The sequence below is a fragment of the Anaerolineales bacterium genome, assembly GCA_015075625.1.
GTDB lineage: Bacteria > Chloroflexota > Anaerolineae > Aggregatilineales > UBA2796 > UBA2796.
Genome location: JABTTZ010000001.1, coordinates 663,676 through 685,604, shown reverse-complemented (window position 1 = coordinate 685,604; position 21,929 = coordinate 663,676). Strand labels below are relative to the sequence as shown.

The following is a 21,929-nucleotide window of genomic DNA, read 5'->3' as shown; positions in this document are numbered from 1 at the left end:
TTCACCATGGAATTTCCACGCGCAAGCGGAATACTTCTCCACCCGACCTCGCTGCCCGGGCGCTATGGAATTGGCGATCTAGGGACGTATGCCTACCGCTTTGTCGATTACCTCGTTGCTGCGGGGCAAACCTATTGGCAAATTCTCCCCTTAGGTCCCACCAGTTATGCTGACTCGCCCTACCAAACACTCTCGGCAATGGCGGGCAACCCAAACCTGATCAGCCTGGAAAGCCTTGTTTGGCGCGGCTGGCTAACGCAAGCCGATCTTGCCGATGTGCCGGACTTTCCAACCTTTAAGGTCGATTACGGTCCGGTGATTGATTACCACACGCAGATATTGGCAAAAGCCTATGAACGATTCACCACCATAGGCGACGCCGCCGAAAAAACGCGGTTTGAAGCATGGTGTGCGGAAAATGCCGAATGGTTGGATGACTTTGCCCTGTTTGTCGCCCTAAAAAACTCGTTCAATTTGCGCCCATGGACGGAATGGACGCCAGACTATGCCCTGCGCAAGCCGGAGGCATTGGCGAAGGCGCGGAAAGACCATGCGACGGCAATCCGCGATCAGAAATTTCGCCAATGGGTGTTCCATGAGCAGTGGGCAGCGCTAAAGGCTTACGCCAACGGAAAAGGCATTCGGTTTGTGGGTGATATTCCCATTTTTGTCGCCCACGATTCAAGCGATGTGTGGGCAAACCCAAGCCTGTATTACCTGAACCCCGATGGCAGCCCGACGGTGGTGGCGGGCGTTCCGCCGGATTACTTCAGCGCGACGGGGCAGCGATGGGGCAACCCGCTTTACCGTTGGGATGTCATGGCAAAAGATGGCTATGCGTGGTGGATTCGCCGCTTTAAGGCGACGCTGGCGGTGGTCGATATTGTACGTGTTGATCACTTCCGGGGCTTTGAAGCCTATTGGGAGATTCCCGGCACAGAGCCAACTGCCGTGAAGGGGCAGTGGCTACCCGGACCAAACAAACCGTTTTTTGAGGCGATGGTCAAGGCGCTTGGCGATCTTCCGATCATTGCCGAGGACTTGGGGGTGATCACGCCGGGCGTCGTCGCCCTGCGCGATGATTTCAATTTGCCGGGGATGAAGGTCTTGCAATTCGCTTTTAGCTATGACCCCAACGGGGAAAATGTGTTTCTTCCCCACAATTACACGCGAAACAGCATTTGCTACAGCGGGACGCACGATAACAACACGACGCTTGGCTGGTGGCAAAGCAGCGAGGCAAGTTACGACGCCCGGAACCACCTTGAAGCGTATATTGGTCACCCCGTGAGCGAGCCGCATATCGAATTGATCCGGTTGGGGATGTCGTCGGTGGCGCATACCTTCATCGCCCCCTTACAGGATGTCTTTGGCTTTGGGGCGGATACGCGGATGAACATCCCCGGCACAACGGGCGGAAATTGGGCATGGCGATTCACCGAGGCGTGGTTTGATAATCCGGCGCGGGAACGGTATGCCTTCCTCACCCGCCAATACGGGCGCTGGAATCCCCCCCCAAGCCGTCCCGAAGGGGAAAGCCGCGATTGGGCGGTGGGGAAGAAGGACTGAGGACAGGTTCGATCTATGCCCTACGAGAATTCTGCTGAGTGGTACGACCTAATTTACCGCTGGAAAGATTATCGCGCTGAGGTGAACGCCCTGCGCGGTTACTTCGCCCGCTATGAGTCGCGCCCAACGCACACCATCCTTGATGTTGCCTGTGGGACCGGGGCGCACCTCGTCCATTTGAACGATCATTACACTTGCACAGGGCTGGACTACTCCCCCGATATGCTCCGTGTGGCGCGGGCGAAACTGCCCGATCTGCCCATCCACGAGGGGGACATGCGGACGTTTGATTTGGGAATGACCTTCGATGTCGTCCTGTGCTTGTTCAGCGCCATTGGCTACATGCACAGCACAGATGATTTACACAAGGCTGTGGCGACGATGGCGCAGCATGTCGCCCCCGGCGGGATGCTGATCTTTGATGGGTGGTTTACCCCGGAACAATACACCCCCGGACGGCTGAGTATGCTCACAGTGGATGAGCCAGAGATCAAACTCGTCCGTATGTCGGTGAGCGAGATACGCGGACGACTCTCGGTGATGGACATGCACCATCTGGTGGCAACGCGAGAAGGCGGGACGCGCCATTTCATTGAACACCACGAACTGCATATGTTCACCGAGGATGAATATGCCGAGGCGGTGCGGGCGGCGGGTCTGGGTATTGTTGTTGACCCACAGGGCTTGATGAATCGTGGGCTGTATATTGGGATCAAACCCCTGTAAGCCTAAGCGTCTATCCATAAATTATGGGTAACGTTTAGGGCAAACCCTCACCCCCTAGCCCGTGGCATTTCTCCCCTTTCTCCGCGTGCGGGGAAAGGGAACGGGGGATTAGGGTTCTTCTAGAAATCTTCCTGACGGACTACTCGTTCCCGGACAAGCCTTTAAGCACGGCGCTGAGATCAGGTGTTGGTCTCCCCTCTCCGTTTACGGGGGGCGAGGGGGTTAACACGTTCAACCGACCTTAGCTGTACTATGGACTGCCTGTCTAAAGCGGCTTAAATCCACCCCCGCCGACGGAAGAAATAGATTATCGCAGCCACCGAAAAGACCATCAGGGTGAGTACCCCCAAAAACATAACTCGTCCGCTGATCGGCAAAACAACCGGATCGCTGAGCGAGACAAAATTCAACTCAAAGAGGCTGGTGAGGAAGGTCAGGGGGAGGAAGACCATCGAAAAGATGTGGATGAACTGCTGCTTCATGGCGTAAATCGGCTTGCGAAGTTTGTCTTTCGTCCCGTTCAGCATGAAATCTTCTTCCAACCGGTAGAGGGCTTGGCTCATGCGATCTAGAAGGGGGTAATAGGCGTCAATGACGTGCTGCGCTGCCAGATAGAGGAAATAGGATGCCCCTAACCGCCAGGCGCTGGCATTTTGGGCGACGCGCTCATAGGCATCTTGCGCCCCTTTAGAATCCCTTTTGGGGACGGTGACAAAGTAGTTTTTCCCAACGACGCAGTGAATTTCCTGCCCATTGATCAGGTGGGCGCGGGTATGGGGCTGGATGAGCGAGAAAAAAATGTATTCCGGGTAGACGTGCAAGGCGGGACGGGTATCGTCTCGCCGCAGATCACTGACGATGATCGGATGAAGCCGGAGGTTTGTTTCGAGCCAGCGAATCGTTTCTTCATCAGGATCATCCGTATAGGATCAGATTACAACGATCACATCGAGATACGGTATTTGAACCGATCCCCCCGAAAGGCAGCCTGAAGGAATTCAACAACGATGCCTGATTCAGCGACGACTGTCCGCTCAAGGTAAAGGATGGGCGCTCCCACCGCCACGCCAAGATGCTGAACTTCCAACGCTCCGGCGGGGCGTGCCTCTAATGTACGTTCCAGACGCGCCTTCGCCAACTCCGGCAGCCCGTTGAGATAATCGAGCGATTCGCCTACCTCTAGGGCAGCCTGGTTGATGAAGCGCCCGCAGCGTTCGGGGAGATAAGCAAAATGGTAGCCGATAGGTTTGTCCCCCGCCAAACGCAAGCGGCGAATGGCGATCAGATTGGGGGCTGTCTTACGCCCTCCAAAGGCGGCAACCACTTCTGGCGGAATGGCGACGGCGGTCTCTTGAAGGGCGAGTAAACGCCAGCCAAGTGTCACCCCTTGCTGGCGCATCATCTCGTTCAGTTCGATCTTGGAACTAGGGGTATAGGTGATTTTCGGTTTGGCAATGAATGTCCCACGCCCACGCTGGCGGATGAGATAGCCCTCCGTAACAAGTTCAGAGAGCGTCTGGCGGACGGTGATGCGGCTGACGCCGTAGGTTTCGCCCAACTCTTGCTCACTGGGAATAACCTGCCCTGCCTTCCAACGGTTGGCGATGATTTGATCGAGAAGGATTTGTTTTAGCTGAAAGTACAACGGTACGGGAGAGTCGCGGTCAATCGTCGTCATGAACACGCCGCCTATCCAAACATTATAATGTTATGACAATATAACAAACAGTATAGGGAGATTCTCCGGCGGTGTCAAGCGGGGGGACATCCCAAAGCGCCAAACCAGAGGCGGCGTGAGGGCGGCGCTCGATTCCTACCCCATCATAAACGGTGAGGGTGTATTCAACGGCAAAGACCGCCGCCTGCACCACATGCCCCCCAACATAGGCGGTGTTATTTGGGGCAGAAGGGTCACGATAGGTAACCAGAAGATGGGTATGGATGTGCGGGGCATTGTTCAGGCGGCTGATGGTGGTATGTCCAGCGGCGATCTCGAAGCCGTCCGTCAGGGTGAGCGGCGGGTAGCGAGTTTGTCTCGCCATATCAAAGGATGTGAAGGTGATGCCCGTCAGCCCGCCAAGCAGATCGCATGTCCCTGCCCGCACGTCAAGGGCGCGGGCAAGTTCGCTGAGCGCGGCGATCAACTCAACGCCAGCGGTGAGCGTCCCCATGTAAACACGAATACCGCTGGTGGGCTGTGATCATTGGCTTGTTGAGGGGCTAATTGATCACGTTGTAGGTGATCGTGCGGCGGTTGTTTTGTTCGCCAATCTGCCCCTCGTCTACCTCGTTTTGTACGTCAAGGCTGAGAACACCCTCTTGGTTCGGTCCACCCGTTTTTAAGGTGATATAGAGGGGGGGAAGGGTGACCAACCCACCCGCAGCAATCGGCGGGACGGACATATCGGAGCGCTCGTTGCCCGGTTGGAAAATCCCCGTCAGCAGGGATGCCGGCGCATCCACCGTCCCCTGATTACGGACGACGACGGTGATGTAAAAGGTTTGGTTTGCCAGCGGGGTTTGCGGGGTGATCGTGTACGCCTCAATGATCAGATCGGCAAAGTCGCCGGGGGCGCTGGTGGGGGCAAGTCCGGGTTGGACGATGCTGAGCGTCGGCGTTGCGCCGGGGGCGTCTTGCACGGCGACAAGGGGGAGATTCGTTGTATCGCCGCTGATCTCAACCAAATTTGCGCTTGTGCTGACCCATCCACGCACGCTGCCCCATTCGATGACCACCCAGGTGCGATCCGCGTTGCGCCCCACAACTTTTGCTGTATCCCCTTTGTTCATCCGCCCGATGGGGTCGTAGGTGGTGCCGGGTCCCCGCCGGATGTTCAGAAAGTCAAAGGTGACGCGCAGCGTGGGGGCGATGAAGGTCGGCGAGGCGGTGGGCGTCTCCCCTTCGGCAGCGGGGGTGGGCGTGACGGTTGCTGTTGGGGTCGGGGTGTGCGTTGGCGGAAGCGACGGCGTTTCGGTGGGGGCAAGGGTGACGGGCGGGGTCATTGTGGGGACACTGCCCATCGTGGACACTGCCGCGCTCAGGGTGGGGTCGCCTGTGTTGAGGGGGACAACCTGTACCGTCACACCTGCCTCGCCCAGAGACGAACCATCGGCGCGGAATGCCTCCGCCGTCAGCAAATGCCCTTGTATCCCTTTTGTCACCCACACAATTTTTGCCGTGAAGGTCGTTTGCCCTTCGGGAATGGGCGCGGTGAGGCTCTCTAGCGGTGCGCCATCAAGACTGAAGGTGATTTTGGAAACGCCCGTCAGCGTATCGCGGGCGGCAGCGGCTATCTCCACATGGACGCCCTCGCCAATGACGCTGTTGTTTTCAGGGGCTATCAAGATGATCCCGCTGGTCGCTTCCCCCCCTGGCAGGGGGGGCGTCCCCCCCAACTGGACATTGCAGGCTAACGCCGCCATCCCTAGAACAAGGGCGGCGAGGACGGGCAGACGAAGGGCTTGATAACGTCTCATAGGCATAGATATATCCCAACCTAACGGGAGGGTATGGTAGCCTCAAACGACGAAAAAGGGTAGGTGGCGTCCATGAGCCGTTGCTAAGTCGTAGGTGGCGAGTGGGTGAACAAAGGATGCAGGCGGGCGCCCCCGCAGGATCGTCCCGACGGAAACCCTATCTGTTTTGGTGTACACTTCCCCACACATGGGCGCACATTGCCCACCCCTCCTCCCCGCCGCATCACCTGAACAGGGAAAAACCACTGCCAGTCGGGGGGCGATCTATGGAGGAAAGGGGGGGAAATGACCGATGCCCACACGCATCATTCAGCGAAGGACATACGATGACCGTTCTCCCTGATTACACCACGATCCTCACCCCGCTTGGCGTCACCGTCCGCCTGAACGAGCCGCTTGCCCGTTACACGGCGGCGCGGCTTGGCGGGGCAGCCGATGCCCTTGTCGTCGTGGAGAGCGCCGACTTCTTTGAACGGGTGGCGCGGGCGGCATGGGCGGCGGGTTGGCAAACACGCATCCTCGGCGGGGGGGCAAATGTCCTCGTCCGCGATGAAGGGGTGCGCGGGTTGGTCATAATCAACGACGCCAAAGCGATCAGCATCGATCCATCCGGTGTTGTCACCGTCGAGAGCGGCTTCGGCTTGATTTCCCTTGCCCGCCAAACGATGACACAGGGTCTTGGCGGTTTTGAGTGGGCGATCAACGTGCCGGGGACGGTGGGGGGGGGAGTGGTCAATAACGCCGGAGCGCACGGCGGCGATATGGCGGGCTGCTTACTTTGGGCAGAGGTGGCAGAGCCAGAGTCGCCCGCCCGCCGCTGGATGGCTGACGATTTGGCATACCGCTACCGCGAATCGGCATTGAAACACCGCCAGCCGCCGTTTGCCGTCTTGCGGGCGGCGCTCAGGCTTACCCCGGGCGCTGATCCAACGGCGCTGCTGGCAACGGCAGAGGGGTACACCGCCCACCGCAAGCGTACACAGCCCCCCGGCGCCAGTTTGGGGAGTATGTTCAAGAACCCACCGGGGGATTACGCCGGACGTCTGATTGAAGCGGCAGGCTTGAAAGGGACGCAGATCGGCGGGGTGATCATCTCGCCGCTGCACGGGAATTTTTTCGTGAACACGGGCGGCGGTACAGCCGCCGACTATCTGGGGCTGGTTCGCTTGGCGCAGGAAAGCGTCCGGGCGCAATTCGGCGTTGATCTGGAGCTAGAGGTTGAGGTGATTTAAGAGCCTATCGGTAAATTTGGGTTTGGCTTGTAATCAGATCAGCGCCGGAAAAAAATACCTTTGGCAAGCACCGCATCGTTCCCTGAATACCATCGATAAAGGGGTTGTGAGGGGCAGCACCCCGCACAGACATGATTCCCGCTCTCCCACCGGGTGGGAGAGCGGGTACATCCCGAAGGCGGGTCGCAAGGGGGATGAGAGGGCTGTTTGTATCGTCTATGAGATCGTGTCGCCCCCTCATCTATCTACGGGAAAAGGGGATAAATTCTGCGGGCGAGGGGGATGCGGGCTGTACCACTGGGGACTTGGTGTAAAGGCAGCACCGCGCCGTGAAAGCCCGCTGAGATTTGGCAAACCCTAGACAGACTCCCTACAATAGTCCCTAGAGGGCATGAATGGCACACCCTATTACAGGAGAAATTACCTATGATATTGGTCACGGGCGCGTCGGGGTATGTGGGAAACAACCTTGTGCGGCGGTTGGTGCAGTTGGGAAAACCCGTCCGGGCGATGGTTGGCAGCGTGAACAAGGCGTTGGAACGTCTAAAGGACGTTGAAACGAAGGTTGAAATTGTGAAGGGGGATGTCACCCGCCCAGAAACGCTTGCCGAGTGGATGGAGGGCGTCGATACGGTCATTCACCTTGTCGCTATCGCCATTGAAAAAGGGAAAAACACCTACGAGGCGATCAACTATCAGGGGACGGTCAACATCGTTGAGGCGGCAAAACGGGCGGGCGTCCGGCGCTTTATCAACATGTGCCAAAACGGGGCGTATGCCGATGTGAAATCGCCCTTTCTGCGCAGCAAAGGACGCGCCCAAGAGTATGTGGCGAAATCGGGCTTGGATTGGAGCGCCGTTCGCCCCTCCGTCATTTGGGGTCCCCAAGATGAATTTGCCAACGTCCAAGCGCGGCTGATTAAAATGACACCCTTCATCTTCCCCATTGTGGGGGATGGTAAGGCGCAGTTTCAGCCCGTCTATGTGGGCGATGTGGTCGAAGCGATTGTGAAATGCCTTGACGATGAAGCAACCATTGGCGCTGAATTTGAACTTGGTGGGGCGGAAGTTCTCACCTATAGCGATATTGTAGAGCGCGTTTTGAAAGCGCTTGGCACGCGCCGGGCGCGGGTGAAACTGCCGGTGGGGCTGCTGCGTCCAGCCGTCGCTCTCATGCAGGTGATCCTCCCCAAACCGCCTGTTTCCACAACCCTGTTGGATCTTTTAGCAGTCCCAAACGTCTGCAAAGAGAACGCCCTTGAAACGCGGCTAGGGATCACGCCGAAGCCGTTCACCCCGGAGAATCTGGCGTACATGAGGCAGTTCAATACGTTGACCACATTGAGAAAATTCTTCGGGAAAAACACCGAAGAATCCACCGTTATTCGTGCGGCAATGGGGAACTGATCGGGCGCATCATATGCGCCGCTAGAGGGGATGGAGTCCATTGCCTTCAAGCCCCGAAGGGGCGGTTGATCTCGGTACTTTAGCATCGAGATCAACCACCAATAGTGACCCCACAGGCTAATCTTACGGACAGCGGCGAATAATCCCCACCACATCCCGTAGAAGCGGGATGCTGCAATAGAGATCGTTCGTATCAATGTAGATGGCAGCAATTACCGTCACCACAACACAGAGAACAATCAAGCACCCACAGCCGATGAAAAACCACCGCCCTAACCCGGGATTCTGGCTGAGCGCTGGCTCATAGCCATAGGGTTGTTGGGCATAGCCCGGCGGCGCGGGTTGGTAGCCACCGCCCATCTGCTGCGCTGGGGCGCCTGGATAATTTGCTTGGGCAGGGGGCATTTGCCCCATCCCCTGCGGCGCTTGGGGCATTTGGAGCGTCGGCGCGGGCGGCTGCATGGGCTGTTGTGGGGCGGGGGGAAGCTGCCCAGACTGAACGGGTTGATAGGGTGGGGGCTGCTGTGAGGCGGCGGCACGTGGAAAATCTGCCGGGGCAAAGGCGGCTTCGTAGGCAAGGGTCACTGTTTCACCCAGACCAATTTGGTCGCCCTGTGCTAAGGGACGCGCACCCATCAACCGCTGCCCGTTCACAAATGTGCCGTTTGTGCTACCGAGGTCTTCCATTGTGTATCCGCCGCCGCCACGAGTGAGCCGACAGTGGTGGCGGCTGACTTCGGGATCGTTGATCACAATGTCGTTCGTAATGTCTCGTCCAAGCGTCGAGACATCTTTGCTCAGTTCGTAGACCTGATTGGGTTGCGGTCCCCGGCGTACAATCAGCCGAAAGCTGCCGCTGCCTTGCATAAACCTTGCCCCCTTTGTTTTTTGGGTATGAAATTGATGTTGATTGGCACGGTACGTGGTTAGGAGTCTACGGGCAATTGGGGGTACTGTCAACTCACCTTCCGCCAACGCCTCGCCTCCGCCATGCTGCCGCCCTTAAAGCGCTGGTTTTTCCCCCCGCACAAGCGCTTCGTAACCCTCCAACAGTTCGTCCATGATCGTTTCCCACGCGAATCGCTCGCCCATGACACGGGCGGCGGCTTTCATCTGGGGCAGTTTTTCGGGGCTGTTCACAATATTCTGGACGCTCACCACCAGTCCCTCTACATCGTCCACTGGAAAGCTATACCCCGTCTCTCCTTCAACGATCATATCACCCGCACCGCCCACCCGTGAAGCAACAACAGGAATCCCCGCCGCCATTGCCTCCAGCATGACCAAGCCGAAACTTTCAAAGGCGGAGGGAAAAACAAACATATCGGCACTGGCATAGACACGCGCAAGGGATTCCCCAGTCCGAAAGCCGAGGAAGGTTGCTGGCAATCCAGCAAAATGCGCCTCCAACGCGGCGCGGTGAGGACCATCGCCCACAAGGGCAAGGCGCGTCCGCGGCACACGTTCCAAAACGGGGCGAAGCTGCTCAATCTGCTTTTCCGGAGCAAGGCGTCCGGCATAAAGCAAGATCGTCTCCTCAGGGTGTCCATCACTGATCGCGGCTCGCGTTTCGGCATCGCAAAACCGGGGGTGAAAGAGGTTTGCGTTGACCCCCCGCCGCCACAGCCCGACATTGTGGATGCCATCAGCAACCATTTGTTTTTGGATCAGTTTCGAGGGAGCAAGGGCGTAATCGCTCTGGTTAAAGCCCCACCGGATGGTCTTTTTGAGGATCGCGCCCAAGAGGTGCATCTTGTAAAAGGTCAGCATATGCGCCAAGTCAAGATGAAATGAGGTGAGCAGCGGAATCTTCATCTGCTTGGCAAACAAGACGCCCGCCATGCCGATGAGGGCGGGGTGAAAGACATGGATCAGGTCAGGACGAAAGGCACGCACAGCGCGGTAGGTGAGCGGTGTTGCCAAGCCCAAGCGCCCTTCGGGGTAAACAGGGTTGCGCACACAGGGAACACCTACTACCCGCGCACCGAGGTACTCTCGCGTCCCTTGATCCGGGGCGACAATCAGGACCTCGACCCCACGACGGCGAAGATTTTCCACCGTTGTGCAGACAACCCGCACAATCCCGTCAATTTTGGGGAGAAAGGTTTCTGTGAAAATGGCAACCCGCATGGTTTTATTTGATCCCGTGTGTTAGAGGATAAATGGCACGAAGATGCCAAAAAACGTGGGGCATTGTCGCTGTGAGATGCCAGCTGAAAGAGGCACAGGGCGACAAAATAGGGAATGGTTGGCTTATAAAAGTAGGGCTGGAGGGAGTCGAACCCACACGCCTTTCGGCTAAGGATTTTAAGTCCCCTGCGTCTGCCATTTCGCCACAGCCCCACGCCGTATTCTAATCAAGAATTCCCCGCTGCGCAATCCTTTGTAAGGATAAAAGCGAATGTCACCTATGAATGATTAGGACGCGCTGTAGTTTCTGGCACTGTCATGTTGTTTCTGGCGTTTCTGTGACCCTTTTCCGAGCCGATAAACTAACCAGAGTCCGCTAAATGCCAGCGAGGTCACCACAATGACCATGACATTGGCATCTTCGTAGCGCCGTGCCTGCACCGCATCATAAATTGCCAGTGGGAGGGTTTGTGTGCGCCCTGGGATATTCCCCGCGATCATCAAGGTCGCGCCAAATTCCCCCAACGCCCGCGCTGCACTCAGAATCACGCCGGCTAAAATCCCCCGCTGTGCCAGTGGTAGCGTGACATACCACCACACCTGCCATTCCCCTGCGCCATCGACACGCGCCGCGCCTTCTACTTCGGGGTCTACCTCCTCAAACGCGGCACGTGCCGTCTGCACCATCAACGGCAAGCCAACGACAATGGAAGCAAACACCGCCGCCTGCCAAGTGAACAGGAGGGCAATCTTCAACTGTTCAAGGAGGAAACTCCCACGCCCCAAGATAAACAGCAGATAGTAACCAACCACTGTTGGCGGCAGCACCAACGGCAAGTAAATGATGGTTTCAAGGATGAGTTTGCCGCGAAACGACACCCGCGCCAGCAGAAGCGCCAGCACCAACCCGATGATGAGAATTCCCAGTGTTGCCGTGCCCGTGACTTGCAGCGAGAGCCAAAAAGGTTGCCCATTCATCTTATTGAATCAGGTCTTCCCCTGGCAAGGTAAACCCATAGCGCCGCATGACCTCACGCCCCTCAGGGCTGTTCACAAACAGCGCAAACTGCCGGGCTTCTGCCTCATGGGTTGTGCTGGTGATCACCCCTAAGGCCTGATCCAATGGCTTATGCAACTCCGCCGGAATCAAGATATAACGCCCTTCATCCCCCGCCGCAATACTCAACGAAAGTGCCACAACAGCGACATCGACATTCCCTGTTTCGGCGTATTGCAGCGTCTGAGTGATATTCTCACCTAAAATGAGCTTCTGCTGGAGCGTTTCCCACAACCCGGACGATTCTAAGGCTTCGCGTGCCGCAACACCATACGGCGCGTGTTCGGGGTTGGCAATGGCAATGCGCTTTACCTCTGCGCGGTTCAGATCGCCTAGGGTAGTAAACGTCAGCGGGCTATCAGCGCGTGTCCATAGGGTCAACCGCCCCTGCGTGTAGAGCGCAACCGTATCGGGGATCACTAATCCGGCTTGCGCTAAATCATCAATATGGGAGCGGTCAGCCGCCGCAAACACATCAACCGGAGCGCCCTGCTCAATTTGCTGAGTAAGCTGCCCGGTTGAGCCAAAGTTGAATACGACCCCAATCCCCGTTTGTTTTGTGAACAGAATCCCTAATGCCTCAAAGGCAGGGGTCACCGATGCTGCCGCTGCCACCGTAAGGGTTACTGTTGGCTGTGGGGTAGGGGTTGGCGCTCCGCTGCTGGTACAAGCGGTAAGCGTGAGAACGGCAAGGATGAGAAAACCAATGCGGCGCAGCGTCATAACAGGAAATTCCTTGATTGAAAACGGGTAAATTTTACGAATTGTCCGGCTCAGAGGTCACGTGTTCACAGCGTTCGATCCACCGCAGGACGGCGTCTAACTGGCTGATCTGTAATTCAAGAGCAAGCACATCAATACCATGTTCGGTGTTATCGCGTTCGGAAACGAGGTGGGCATAGTGGGTTGTACATGCCTCTCGTTGATAACCTACAACGGTGTTCGTGGGGATATTCAACTGTCGCAGGATGTACAAACGGCTGAGAAACTCCACCCGAATACGGCGAATGCTGGCAGAGGGTTGAGGATCATTGAGCCAGTCATACAGATGCTTTTCGCCCGTTTTGGTCAGCTTATATTCTGTCCGTGTGGGGGCAACCTCAGAGGCGACTTCATGCCCAACAATCCAGCCTTGACGTTCCAAGCGCTTCAACACGGCATAAATCTGGCTGGTGCTTAAATACCACACGCGCCCAAGCTGGTGGTTGCTGCGAAAGCATTCCAGCAGGTCATAGCCATGCTGCGCTTGAACTGCTAACAGCCCCAAGATCGTTTCATCTGGTGTCAGTGAACTCATGTCACCTATTCTATCATGGAATAGGGTTTATTTCATCGGTTCACCAGACCGTTTCCCTTAGCCCAACCACCAGGGACGCCCATCAACGACATCCGTTTTTTGAGAAACCATGCGGTTATGCGCGGCAGAGGGGTAAACCGCCCCCCGCAGCCAACCGCCTTCGCCTTCCAATCGTGTTGTGATCGGGCGGCTGATATGCCCATCAAAGGGGCGTGTTGCCCACTCCGTCCACAGAGTGAAATCATGCCCAACGGCGTGAATTGCGCTCCCACCCGCTGCGGAGGGGAACGAAGCGGCGATCACATTCAGGCGGTTTTCGGCGGCACGTTCGGGCAAGCCGGTGGTTGATTCCCATCCCTCCACCAGCCGCGTTGGGCAGGCGACAATCTCCGCTTGCGCCAATGCCGCCAGCCGGAACGACTCTGGAAAGAACGTATCCGCCCCCACGACGAGGGCGATCCGCCCCCACGAGGTGTCCCGATAGCCGATGCCGCTGCCGCTTGGCTGCGCCCACTCGTGACGCCCGCCCTGGTGAATCTGTGGCTGACGGTGCAGAATCCCGTTTTTATCGAGGATCACCCCCTGATGGATGAGCATTTCCCCCTCGCGGGCGGGGACGCTCAAGGCGATCAGAGTCGCCCGCCGCCGGATCGCCTGTGTCAGCCGTTCAAGGGCGGTCTCCGTCCGTTCCAGCGCCTTGTCCACATTCTCTAGCAGGTCGGGAAGGAAAAATAATTCGGGAAGGACAATCAAGGCGGGTTCGCTGCTATCTTGGCTGAGGGCAAAGACGGTTTCATCAAGCGCCCGCTGCCCACGTGTTTTCGGCTGGTAGACCGCCACTGTGACCTGATTGGCACTCTCCCGCCATGTGCGCGGAGTGGGTTTTTCCCACAAGGGGGTATAAAGCGCCGGACGGCGGGCGGCAAAGGTCAGCGTGCCATCGGTGCGGCGTTTGTCGTCCGCCTCAGCGGGGTCAAACTCGGCGCAGATCACCGCTTCGCCGTGATGCGACGCTTTAGCAAGGACGCGCCCATCAGGGGCGATAATCTGACTCTCGCCCGCCCCCTGCAAATGTGCCGGATCAACCTTCACCCGTTCGGCAATCATTGGGGCAAGTTCAGGCGGCACAAGCCACCCGATCTTATTCGCAGCGACAACGAACACCTGATTTTCCGCCGCCCGCACGGGGACGTGGAGCGATGCCTCATCAAGAGCGAAGGAATTTAGGCTGTTCAGCAGCACCTGCGCCCCCCGCAGCGCCAACCCACGCGGCGTCTCATAGATCACGCCGTCCATGCACGAATACATCCCGACACGGGCGAAGGGTAAAGCAAGGATCGGGCAGACTTCGCGGGCGGGCGTCAGAAAGTTGTTTTCGCTGCCCATCAAGACCTGTTTATCGGAGGCGGCGATTTGGCGCCCATCACAGTCAAAGAGGATGTTTGTGCCGCTGACCATGCCTTCCCCCCATTTGGGGCGGCGGATAGTACAGTTGATCATCACATAGATGCCGTGCTGCCGCGCCCGCTCGCCAATCTGCCGGAGGAATTCTCCCTCCAAGTCAACAGCGACAAGGTAACTGTGATCGCGATCCCGATACCACGAGAGGTGATTGCAAAATTCGGGCAAAACAAGGATATCGGGGCGCTCTTGCGCAGCAAGGTCGATCACCCGTAGACAGGTGGCAAGGTTTTCATCAAGGTTTGTGCCAATATCACACTGCGCCGCCGCTGCACGCATCAAAGGCATAAGGAACGTTTCCTTTTCGCTGGGTTGTCGATCATTAGGCTTGCCCTGCCATTGCCTTCAGGCGGCGAATCCGTTCTGCTGTTGGGGGATGGGTGCTAAAGAGCGCCTGCATCGTCCCGCCATGCAAGGGATTCACAATGTACAGCGGCGCACTGACAGGATTCACGCTTGGTTGGGGTTGGTTGGCGGTGGCGCTGACCCCTCGTTCCAGTTTCATCAGGGCATCGGCAAGGGGGAGCGGGTTGCCCATAATCTCTGCCCCACCCGCATCTGCCTTGAACTCCCGCGCCCGCGAGATCGCCATTTGGATGATTGCGGCGGCAAGTGGCGCTAACAGCACCATGAGGATTGCCGCAATTGCCCGCAGTGCCTCTGCTCCGCCATTGCTATCACTGCTGCTCCGCCGGCTGGATATGCCGCCCCACATGAGCGAGTGCTGCGCCATTTGCGCCAGCATGGTGATTGCGCCGGCAATCGTCGCTGCAATACTGGAAATCAGCGTATCGCGGTGCTTGATATGGGCAAGCTCATGGGCGATCACCCCCGCCAGTTCGTCCGGCTCAAGCGCCTGCATGATGCCCGTCGTCACTGCCACTGCCCCCTTTTCCGGGCTGCGTCCTGTGGCAAAGGCGTTGGGCATTGGTGAGTCAATCATATAGACGCCCGGTTTGGGGATTCCAGCGCGGAGGGCAAGCGTTTCTACCATCTGGTGAAGGGTGGGGTTTTGCGCCGCATCCACAGGGCGGGCGTGGTTCATGGAGAGCGCGATTTGATCGCTAAACCACCACGCCCCAAGATTGGTGAAGGCGGCGAAGATCAGGGCAAAAAATGCCCCATAATTCCCGCCGAGCAGCCATCCGATGGTGACCAGCAGACCGCTTAGCCCACCAAGCAAGAGCGTTGTTTTTAGGGTTGATTCCATCCCGATTGTTGAAGAATTCACCGGTTAAGCTCCCTTGCCTATGTGTATTTTTCTAACGCATCTTACGCACAGACCCTCACCCCCCAGCTTCCTCAGCCTGTTACGCGGGAGAGGGGGTAGGGGGGTGAGGGGTTCTTCTAAAAATCACTGTGGTGGACTACTAGCCAAAAGGCTAGGGAAAAACTGGTCAATCGAACGCCTAAAAACCCCCCGATTGAAGGACGTAAAACATACGTCCCTCTGTTACGATTTTATCATCGTATGCGCGGGGATCATCCATGCACCGAAAAACAATTCTGCTGGCAGATGATGACATTGGACTACGGGCTGGCTTAGAGACACTTCTCACGCTAACAGGTTATGAGGTGATCGAAGCGAGCGACGGCATGAAAGCGCTAGAACTCTACCGTATTTACCGCCCTGATGTGTTGGTCTGCGACATGAAAATGCCAATCATGAACGGGGATATGGTCTTTAAGGTGTTGAAAGCTGACCCTAACGTTCGTTCGCTGAACTTCATTTTGATGAGCGGCGCGGCGGATGCTACTGCGGTGGCAATGAGCGCCGGCATTCCCGTAACAAATATCCTGCAAAAACCGTTCTTTGTCGAAAACCTTCTCCGTCTGATTGAGGATGTTCTTAATCAGGCGGGACAGGCGTAACCTCTCTGATCTAAAACTTAGGCAGTTGAGCGTATTTACCCTGTATTGATCGAAAAGGGACGTTTGAGGGGGAAACCCCCTTAAACATAGATATCCGCTTCTCCCAGTGAGAGAAGCGGGTACACGCCGAGGGCGGGTCGTAGGGAGATGAGGGCAACTGCGTAACGTCTATGATCAAGAAAAAGGGCTTTCGAGAGGCACCACCTACGCGGATCGCCCGAAAGCCCCCTCTGACGTTTAGCCGCTATCCCCGTAGAGCGGGCTTTACTTTCCTAACGCTGCCACACCCTCCAACTCAACCTCACCGCGTTCATCGTGCGGTTCAGGCACGCTTTCCTTCGCCACTGCCACCGTTTCCGCCGCCGCCTTGAATGGATCGTAGGCGGCTTCGCGCTCGTGCCGGAACTGATTCGTATACAGACGGTAGTAATGCCCTTTCTGGCGCATCAGTTCCGCATGGGAGCCTTGCTCGGCAATGCCCCCATCTTCAATGACAAGGATACGATCAGCGCGGCGGATGGTGCTGAGACGGTGGGCGATGATGAAACTCGTCCGCCCTTGCATCAGCGTTTCCATCCCGCGTTGGATGAGCGCCTCGGTGAGCGTATCGACGGAACTGGTTGCCTCGTCCATGACGAACACTTCCGGCTGTGCCAAGATCGCCCGCGCCAAACTGATCAACTGCTTTTGCCCAACAGAGAGCAAATTCCCGCCCTCGCCAACTTCTTCCTCGTAACCCTTTGCCAAGCGCGTGATGAATTCATGCGCTCCCGCCATTGCTGCCGCTTCTTCGACTTCGGCATCCGTCGCTTCAAGGCGTCCGTAGCGGATGTTTTCGCGCACCGATCCGCTGAACAAGTGCGGCGTCTGAAGGACGATCCCGATCCGCGATTGTATCCCGTGCAGGCTGTAATCGCGGTAGTCCGTCCCGTTGATCGTGATCCGCCCATCTTTCGGCTCGTAGAACCGACAGATGAGATTCACAATCGTTGACTTTCCCGCACCCGTCGGACCGACAAGGGCAATCGTTTCGCCATGCTTCACCCGCAGATTCAGGTTTTTCAAGACAGGTTTATCGGCATCGTACCAGAAATTGACATTCTCAAAGACGATCTCGCCTTGAATGGTGCCGGGGTCATACGCATTGGGTGTATCCGAGACTTCCGGCACAGCATCGGCAAGGGAGAATGTCCGCTCTGCCGAGGCAAGCGCCTGCTGCATCTGGGCATAGACCCGCGCAAGGTCGGCAACGGGCCACAACATAAAGAACACATAGCTGACAAAGGCTTGAATCCCACCGACGGTGATCAAGCCTTGTTGGTTTTGCGTCCCGCCCACCCAGACGATTGCCCCTAGCGCCGCCGCACTGAGCATCTGCACCGCAGGGAGAAAGAGCGCCGAGAGCCACGCCGCTTTGAACGACGAACGGTACATCCCTTTGGTAAGGACGCCGAATTCCTCAAGGTTCTTTTCCTCGCGGCGGAGTGCCTTCACCACCCGTACACCGGTGATGTTCTCGTTGTAGGCGCCGGTGATCTTGCTGTTTTGTTTGCGCACATCACGGTATTCGGTGAGGATGCGCTTTTGAAACCACGCCGCCACGCGAACCAACACAGGCAGCACCAAAAACACGACGAGGGTCAACTGCCAACTGATGGTGAGCATGAAAAAGAGCGAGGTGAGGATGTTCATCACCGCCCACGATACGTCCAACAGCCCCCAGGTGACGAGTTCCGAAATGCGTTCCGAGTCGCTCGTCACGCGGGACATGATCCAGCCGACGGGTGTCTTGCTGAAGTAGCTCAGGGAAAGCGTTTGGAGGTGTTTGAACAACTTCCCCCGCAGTTCATACTCTACACGCTGCCCCAAGATGCCCGCCAACGAGATGAACACGATCACACAGCCCGCCAAGAAGAACATGAGCAAGGCATATTGAAGGGCGAACGACCCAACCAGATCGCGGTTGCCGGTCATAATCCCTTCGTCAATGATGCGCTTATTCAGGTAGGTGAAGTACGCCTCGATGCCGCTGACAAGGGCGATGCTGACGAGGAAGCCGACAACCCACCGCCAATGCGGGGTGACCAGCCCGGCAATCCGACGGAGAATCTTTCCATCGAATTTCGTGCTGAACTCTTGTTCCTCGAATTGATGACTATCCGACATTGGCGATTTCCCTTTCCAATTCCAATTCGATGCGGGTTTGCACCTCGTAGATTTGACGGTAAATGCCCGGCTGTGCCAACAGCGCCTCGTGGCTGCCTGCCTGCACCACCTTACCCTTATCCAAGACAAGGATCAGGTCGGCATCCATGACGGTATGGATGCGGTGGGCAATGACGAAACTCGTCCGCCCGCGCATCAACCGTTCGAGCGCCTCTTGGATGGTTGCCTCGGTCTCGGTGTCCACCGAAGATGTGGCGTCGTCCAAGATCAGGATACGCGGGTCTTTCAACAGGGTACGGGCGATAGCGACGCGCTGCTTTTGCCCGCCAGAGAGTGTCACGCCCTTTTCTCCGATGATCGTATTGTACCCATCGGGGAACGCCATGATTACATCGTGGACGGCTGCCGCCCGCGCTGCCTCATGAATATCCTCCTCGGTCACCTCGCGCCGAACGCCATAGGTGATGTTCTCGCGGATTGAGCGGGAAAATAGAAACGGCTCTTGTTCCACGATCCCGATCTGTTGGCGGAGGTAATCTCGGCTGTAGTCGGTCAGTTCCACCCCATCCAGCGTGATCCGCCCGCTGCTGTAGTCATAAAAGCGCGGGAGCAAGCCCATCAGCGAGGTCTTTCCCGATCCGGTTGATCCCATCAAGGCGATCATCTGCCCCGGTTTGGCGTGAAAACTGATTCCCTCGGCAACGGGCTGCCCCGGCTCGTATTCAAAGCCAACGTCCTCAAAGATGATCTCGCCGCGCAGATTTTCTTCGGGTTGGTAGATACCCTCCATAATCGGTTCGCGTTCTTGCTTGAGCATCTCCATGATGCGCTTGTAAGAGACGCCGCCTTCGCTCATGGCAACGATAATCCGCCCCAAGTTGCGCAGCGGGTTGATCACCTGCCAGATCAGACCAACATAGGCGATGTACGTCCCAACAGTGATCTCTCCGCTGATCGCCATGCTTGCGCCGAGGAAATATCCCACTGCCACTTGTATCCCGCACAGAACGTCGGTGGTGGGCCAATATGCGGCATGAAGCAAGAGCAGCTTTCGCCCTTCTTTGAAGCGATCATAAATTGCCTTGTCGTACTTGCCTTCCTCATAGCGTTGGCGGGCAAACGCCTTCACGACGCGGACACCGCTCAGGTTTTCTTGGAGGATGGTCGATGCCACGCCGTCTTTTTCTTGGTATGCCTCATACGCCTTCCCAATCTTGCGGAAGAAGATCAGCGAGAGGACGACCAACGCCGGAATCACGATCAACGAGATGAGCGTCAGCGGCACGTTTAAGCTCATCAGGGCGATCACATTCACCACGAATAGCAAGCCAATGCGCCCCAGACCAATTGCTTGGTCGGCATAGAAGCGCCGGATGGCGTCCACATCGGAGGTGGAGCGCTGGATCAGGTCGCCCGTCTGCGCTTTGCTGTGGTAGCGGAAGGTGAGCCGCTGCACATGATCAAAGATATAGTTCCGCAGCCGCCAGGTGATGCCCTCTGCCGTGCGTGCTGCCAAGCGCCCGCTCAGAAAGGTGAACGCCCCTTCGCCCGCCGCCAACACCAAGAAGATAAGGGCGATCAGCGGGAGCGTCAGACTTTCCAGCGGTCCGCTCAAGACGTTATCGACAACGTGCGCCAAAAAGAGGAAGGCGAACGCCCGCGATGTTGAGGCGATAGCCAAACTTGCCGCCGCGCCCACATAAGTGGGACGGAAGCCCTTTGAAAGACGCCACAGCCCACGAAGCTGCTTGTCGCTCACCGCCTTGGCAATGTCATAAGGCGGATAGATGCGCGTCTCAGAATCGAACCAACGCGCCAAAAACCCACGACGGGCGGGCGTTTCGGTTGGCTCTAGGTTAGGTGATCCCGGTAAGGGAGCGTTTGCCACAGCGGTCAAGACGACATGCCTCCATGCCTTTAGACATAAAAAACACCCACGGGGAGATTCCATCGGTAGGTGTACTGTACACCAAAACAAATTTTGTGTCTAGGGGGTTTTTGAGGTTAAGAAAGCTCAGGATAGGTCAAATTTTGGCTTATGCGATTACCTTCATAATACGAATTTACCCTGTTGGAGGGGAATTTTCTTGGTGGGGGAAAATCCTGTTATATATCCCCCGCGCCTTAACGAAAATGGATCAGGAAACGCATGTCCGCCGTTTGAAAAACACTGCCCGGATTTTCTTGCCAAAGGTAAATCACGGCTTGGGCGGGGAGTGCTAAGATCGTGTAATAACTGATCTCTGGCGTGGATGGACTCATGTTGTTGCAGCCGCCCGGATAGCCACAGCTTCCCCCACGATGCAAAAAATGGGTGATGTAAAAGGGCGTCCCTATTGGTTCGTAGTGGCTCAGGTTAGGGGATTCATTGAGCGCGAGGAACAGGTAATTCAGATTCAGGTCGCGGGCGTTATAGGCGATCAGGTCAAAAGGCATATTTTGGAGGGTGAGGGGGGCGGTTGCCCAATAGCTGAGTGCCGTCATGCAGCCGGACACATCGTAGGTGACTTCGGCGCGGCGCTCGCTTGGATACCACCGCAGACCTTGTGGCTGGCAGATCAGCGGGAAGTTGGGACGATCTACGTAGGAGTCTTTGATCATTGCCAAATTCCAACCCGGATTCGATTGTTGGGTGAGTCCCCAAAAATCTGCCGCCACCAAGAGGTAGGGGTTGAGCAAAAAGCGTGCTTCCTCAGAGGGTCCTTCGATACTGCGCATCCCCGCCCCATAGTAGAACTGACCGGACATGCCCCACCAGGGCAGCCCATCTTCAACCTGCCCAAAGACGGCATCGCTTGGGGTGTAGGGTGCTGCCAAAAGGTCGGGACGGGATTCCACCGCAGCGCGACGAATTTGCCAAATAGCTTGTTTCGATTTTCCATCGAAATCTTGCGGTGCTTGCAAGGGGATGTTGAGCGGACCCTGTGGTGCGCCTGTGCCGAGGTTTAGGCGGTTCATGTTGGGCGCGGGGAGGTAGCCCCGTCGAATGGCTAAGAGGAGCACCGCAAAAAGGGTGGCGATGAGAATCAAGATAACGAGAATTTGCCGAAAGGTAAACCCTTCCCGTGTGATTGGCGGTGTATGGGACATCGTAGTTCCCTTCCCCTCAAGCCAGTCCGCAAGGAAAAATTATTCACTCACCTTACGCACAGACCCTCACCCCTAACCCCCTCTCCCGCTGCGCGCTGAGGGGGCGGCTTCTCTTTGCGATGGGCGCTGCCCGTCCCCACCTTTTTATGCGGCTAATCTCAGGGAGAAATGCACTGCTTGCGTAAGATGAATTATTCATTCAAAAGGTAATTCCTCAGATGAATATGTTCACTCAGTCTATCATAGGTGTGTGTGGGGATAGATCGTAAAGTGATCACGAACAGCAATCGCCAAATAGCCCCATTCCTTTTGCCCAAACCTAACGAGAGGTGCGCCACACAGATAAGGAGAGATAGACTGACCCAACAACCCCACCCCTCACCCCTCCCCGTAAACGGAAAGGGGAAGGAATTCACCCCCTTTCCCTGCAAGCGGGGAAAGGCGA

Annotated in this window: 19 protein-coding genes and 1 tRNA gene; 5 read left to right on the top strand and 15 right to left on the bottom strand. The window is 56.9% G+C overall.

Annotated features, from left to right (window positions below; translation table 11 throughout):
• Window positions 1-6: 6 nt before the first annotated feature.
• A complete protein-coding gene (gene malQ / locus HS103_02890) occupies window positions 7-1,569 on the top strand; it encodes a 4-alpha-glucanotransferase (GenBank protein ID MBE7511749.1) in 1,563 nt (520 codons plus the stop codon).
• A gap of 15 nt (window positions 1,570-1,584) precedes the next feature.
• Window positions 1,585-2,295 carry a class I SAM-dependent methyltransferase gene (locus tag HS103_02885; GenBank protein ID MBE7511748.1) on the top strand — a complete coding sequence of 237 codons (711 nt, stop codon included), beginning with the start codon at window positions 1,585-1,587 and terminating at the stop codon, window positions 2,293-2,295.
• A gap of 275 nt (window positions 2,296-2,570) precedes the next feature.
• Here the strand turns inward: HS103_02885 and HS103_02880 are convergent, their stop codons facing one another.
• From HS103_02880 to HS103_02865, 4 genes are read right to left on the bottom strand one after another with little or no spacing between them, the layout of a single operon-like run.
• Window positions 2,571-3,194 (bottom strand): hypothetical protein, encoded by a 624-nt coding sequence (locus HS103_02880; protein MBE7511747.1) that lies wholly within the window; start codon window positions 3,192-3,194, stop codon window positions 2,571-2,573.
• A gap of 44 nt (window positions 3,195-3,238) precedes the next feature.
• A complete protein-coding gene (locus tag HS103_02875) occupies window positions 3,239-3,973 on the bottom strand; it encodes a GntR family transcriptional regulator (GenBank protein MBE7511746.1) in 735 nt (244 codons plus the stop codon).
• A gap of 22 nt (window positions 3,974-3,995) precedes the next feature.
• The gene (locus tag HS103_02870; protein ID MBE7511745.1) at window positions 3,996-4,466 is read right to left on the bottom strand and encodes a DUF296 domain-containing protein; all 471 of its coding nucleotides are present in this window, start codon (window positions 4,464-4,466) and stop codon (window positions 3,996-3,998) included.
• A 49-nt stretch (window positions 4,467-4,515) separates the two neighbouring features.
• On the bottom strand, window positions 4,516-5,772 hold the full coding sequence (locus tag HS103_02865) for an SH3 domain-containing protein (GenBank protein ID MBE7511744.1): 1,257 nt from the start codon (window positions 5,770-5,772) through the stop codon (window positions 4,516-4,518).
• A 326-nt stretch (window positions 5,773-6,098) separates the two neighbouring features.
• Here HS103_02865 and murB point away from each other — a divergent pair, with 326 nt between their 5' ends.
• Both murB and HS103_02855 read left to right on the top strand, forming a co-directional pair.
• Window positions 6,099-7,004 carry a UDP-N-acetylmuramate dehydrogenase gene (gene murB / locus HS103_02860; GenBank protein ID MBE7511743.1) on the top strand — a complete coding sequence of 302 codons (906 nt, stop codon included), beginning with the start codon at window positions 6,099-6,101 and terminating at the stop codon, window positions 7,002-7,004.
• Window positions 7,005-7,430: 426 nt separating this feature from the next.
• Window positions 7,431-8,411 (top strand): complex I NDUFA9 subunit family protein, encoded by a 981-nt coding sequence (locus HS103_02855; GenBank protein ID MBE7511742.1) that lies wholly within the window; start codon window positions 7,431-7,433, stop codon window positions 8,409-8,411.
• A gap of 123 nt (window positions 8,412-8,534) precedes the next feature.
• On the opposite strand, the gene HS103_02850 is transcribed toward HS103_02855, so the two are convergent.
• From HS103_02850 to HS103_02815, 8 genes are all read right to left on the bottom strand, one after another.
• Window positions 8,535-9,278, bottom strand: a complete 744-nt coding sequence (locus tag HS103_02850; protein MBE7511741.1) for an FHA domain-containing protein — start codon at window positions 9,276-9,278, stop codon at window positions 8,535-8,537.
• 135 nt (window positions 9,279-9,413) lie between these two features.
• The gene (locus HS103_02845; GenBank protein MBE7511740.1) at window positions 9,414-10,541 is read right to left on the bottom strand and encodes a glycosyltransferase family 1 protein; all 1,128 of its coding nucleotides are present in this window, start codon (window positions 10,539-10,541) and stop codon (window positions 9,414-9,416) included.
• 132 nt (window positions 10,542-10,673) lie between these two features.
• Window positions 10,674-10,754 (bottom strand) — tRNA-Leu (locus HS103_02840).
• 75 nt (window positions 10,755-10,829) lie between these two features.
• The gene (modB, locus tag HS103_02835) at window positions 10,830-11,519 is read right to left on the bottom strand and encodes a molybdate ABC transporter permease subunit (GenBank protein ID MBE7511739.1); all 690 of its coding nucleotides are present in this window, start codon (window positions 11,517-11,519) and stop codon (window positions 10,830-10,832) included.
• 1 nt (window position 11,520) lies between these two features.
• Window positions 11,521-12,321, bottom strand: coding sequence for a molybdate ABC transporter substrate-binding protein (gene modA, locus HS103_02830; protein ID MBE7511738.1), 801 nt, complete (start codon window positions 12,319-12,321; stop codon window positions 11,521-11,523).
• A 34-nt stretch (window positions 12,322-12,355) separates the two neighbouring features.
• Entirely contained in the window at window positions 12,356-12,895 is a 540-nt protein-coding gene (locus tag HS103_02825; GenBank protein ID MBE7511737.1) for a PadR family transcriptional regulator, read from the bottom strand.
• 57 nt (window positions 12,896-12,952) lie between these two features.
• On the bottom strand, window positions 12,953-14,644 hold the full coding sequence (locus tag HS103_02820; GenBank protein MBE7511736.1) for a carbon-nitrogen hydrolase family protein: 1,692 nt from the start codon (window positions 14,642-14,644) through the stop codon (window positions 12,953-12,955).
• A 34-nt stretch (window positions 14,645-14,678) separates the two neighbouring features.
• Window positions 14,679-15,566 carry a zinc metalloprotease HtpX gene (locus HS103_02815; protein MBE7511735.1) on the bottom strand — a complete coding sequence of 296 codons (888 nt, stop codon included), beginning with the start codon at window positions 15,564-15,566 and terminating at the stop codon, window positions 14,679-14,681.
• Window positions 15,567-15,844: 278 nt separating this feature from the next.
• Here HS103_02815 and HS103_02810 point away from each other — a divergent pair, with 278 nt between their 5' ends.
• The gene (locus HS103_02810; GenBank protein ID MBE7511734.1) at window positions 15,845-16,228 is read left to right on the top strand and encodes a response regulator; all 384 of its coding nucleotides are present in this window, start codon (window positions 15,845-15,847) and stop codon (window positions 16,226-16,228) included.
• 264 nt (window positions 16,229-16,492) lie between these two features.
• On the opposite strand, the gene HS103_02805 is transcribed toward HS103_02810, so the two are convergent.
• The 3 genes from HS103_02805 to HS103_02795 all read right to left on the bottom strand — a co-directional run bounded on the left by HS103_02805 (window position 16,493) and on the right by HS103_02795 (window position 21,484).
• On the bottom strand, window positions 16,493-18,394 hold the full coding sequence (locus HS103_02805; protein ID MBE7511733.1) for an ABC transporter ATP-binding protein: 1,902 nt from the start codon (window positions 18,392-18,394) through the stop codon (window positions 16,493-16,495).
• Window positions 18,384-20,345 carry an ABC transporter ATP-binding protein gene (locus HS103_02800; GenBank protein MBE7511732.1) on the bottom strand — a complete coding sequence of 654 codons (1,962 nt, stop codon included), beginning with the start codon at window positions 20,343-20,345 and terminating at the stop codon, window positions 18,384-18,386. Before HS103_02800 ends, HS103_02805 begins: the two co-directional genes overlap by 11 nt.
• Before the next feature lie 173 nt (window positions 20,346-20,518).
• Window positions 20,519-21,484 carry a hypothetical protein gene (locus HS103_02795; GenBank protein MBE7511731.1) on the bottom strand — a complete coding sequence of 322 codons (966 nt, stop codon included), beginning with the start codon at window positions 21,482-21,484 and terminating at the stop codon, window positions 20,519-20,521.
• Window positions 21,485-21,929: the final 445 nt, after the last annotated feature.

What these genes read in the sequence shown, in the direction of transcription:
- malQ (MBE7511749.1), top strand. Translation starts at nt 7, where the DNA reads ATGGAATTTCCACGCGCAAGCGGAATACTTCTCCACCCGACCTCGCTG.
- HS103_02885 (MBE7511748.1), top strand. Translation starts at nt 1,585, where the DNA reads ATGCCCTACGAGAATTCTGCTGAGTGGTACGACCTAATTTACCGCTGG.
- HS103_02875 (MBE7511746.1), bottom strand. Translation starts at nt 3,973, where the DNA reads ATGACGACGATTGACCGCGACTCTCCCGTACCGTTGTACTTTCAGCTA.
- HS103_02870 (MBE7511745.1), bottom strand. Translation starts at nt 4,466, where the DNA reads ATGGGGACGCTCACCGCTGGCGTTGAGTTGATCGCCGCGCTCAGCGAA.
- HS103_02865 (MBE7511744.1), bottom strand. Translation starts at nt 5,772, where the DNA reads ATGAGACGTTATCAAGCCCTTCGTCTGCCCGTCCTCGCCGCCCTTGTT.
- murB (MBE7511743.1), top strand. Translation starts at nt 6,099, where the DNA reads ATGACCGTTCTCCCTGATTACACCACGATCCTCACCCCGCTTGGCGTC.
- HS103_02855 (MBE7511742.1), top strand. Translation starts at nt 7,431, where the DNA reads ATGATATTGGTCACGGGCGCGTCGGGGTATGTGGGAAACAACCTTGTG.
- HS103_02850 (MBE7511741.1), bottom strand. Translation starts at nt 9,278, where the DNA reads ATGCAAGGCAGCGGCAGCTTTCGGCTGATTGTACGCCGGGGACCGCAA.
- HS103_02845 (MBE7511740.1), bottom strand. Translation starts at nt 10,541, where the DNA reads ATGCGGGTTGCCATTTTCACAGAAACCTTTCTCCCCAAAATTGACGGG.
- modB (MBE7511739.1), bottom strand. Translation starts at nt 11,519, where the DNA reads ATGAATGGGCAACCTTTTTGGCTCTCGCTGCAAGTCACGGGCACGGCA.
- modA (MBE7511738.1), bottom strand. Translation starts at nt 12,321, where the DNA reads ATGACGCTGCGCCGCATTGGTTTTCTCATCCTTGCCGTTCTCACGCTT.
- HS103_02825 (MBE7511737.1), bottom strand. Translation starts at nt 12,895, where the DNA reads ATGAGTTCACTGACACCAGATGAAACGATCTTGGGGCTGTTAGCAGTT.
- HS103_02820 (MBE7511736.1), bottom strand. Translation starts at nt 14,644, where the DNA reads ATGCCTTTGATGCGTGCAGCGGCGGCGCAGTGTGATATTGGCACAAAC.
- HS103_02815 (MBE7511735.1), bottom strand. Translation starts at nt 15,566, where the DNA reads ATGGAATCAACCCTAAAAACAACGCTCTTGCTTGGTGGGCTAAGCGGT.
- HS103_02810 (MBE7511734.1), top strand. Translation starts at nt 15,845, where the DNA reads ATGCACCGAAAAACAATTCTGCTGGCAGATGATGACATTGGACTACGG.
- HS103_02805 (MBE7511733.1), bottom strand. Translation starts at nt 18,394, where the DNA reads ATGTCGGATAGTCATCAATTCGAGGAACAAGAGTTCAGCACGAAATTC.
- HS103_02800 (MBE7511732.1), bottom strand. Translation starts at nt 20,345, where the DNA reads ATGGAATCTCCCCGTGGGTGTTTTTTATGTCTAAAGGCATGGAGGCAT.
- HS103_02795 (MBE7511731.1), bottom strand. Translation starts at nt 21,484, where the DNA reads ATGTCCCATACACCGCCAATCACACGGGAAGGGTTTACCTTTCGGCAA.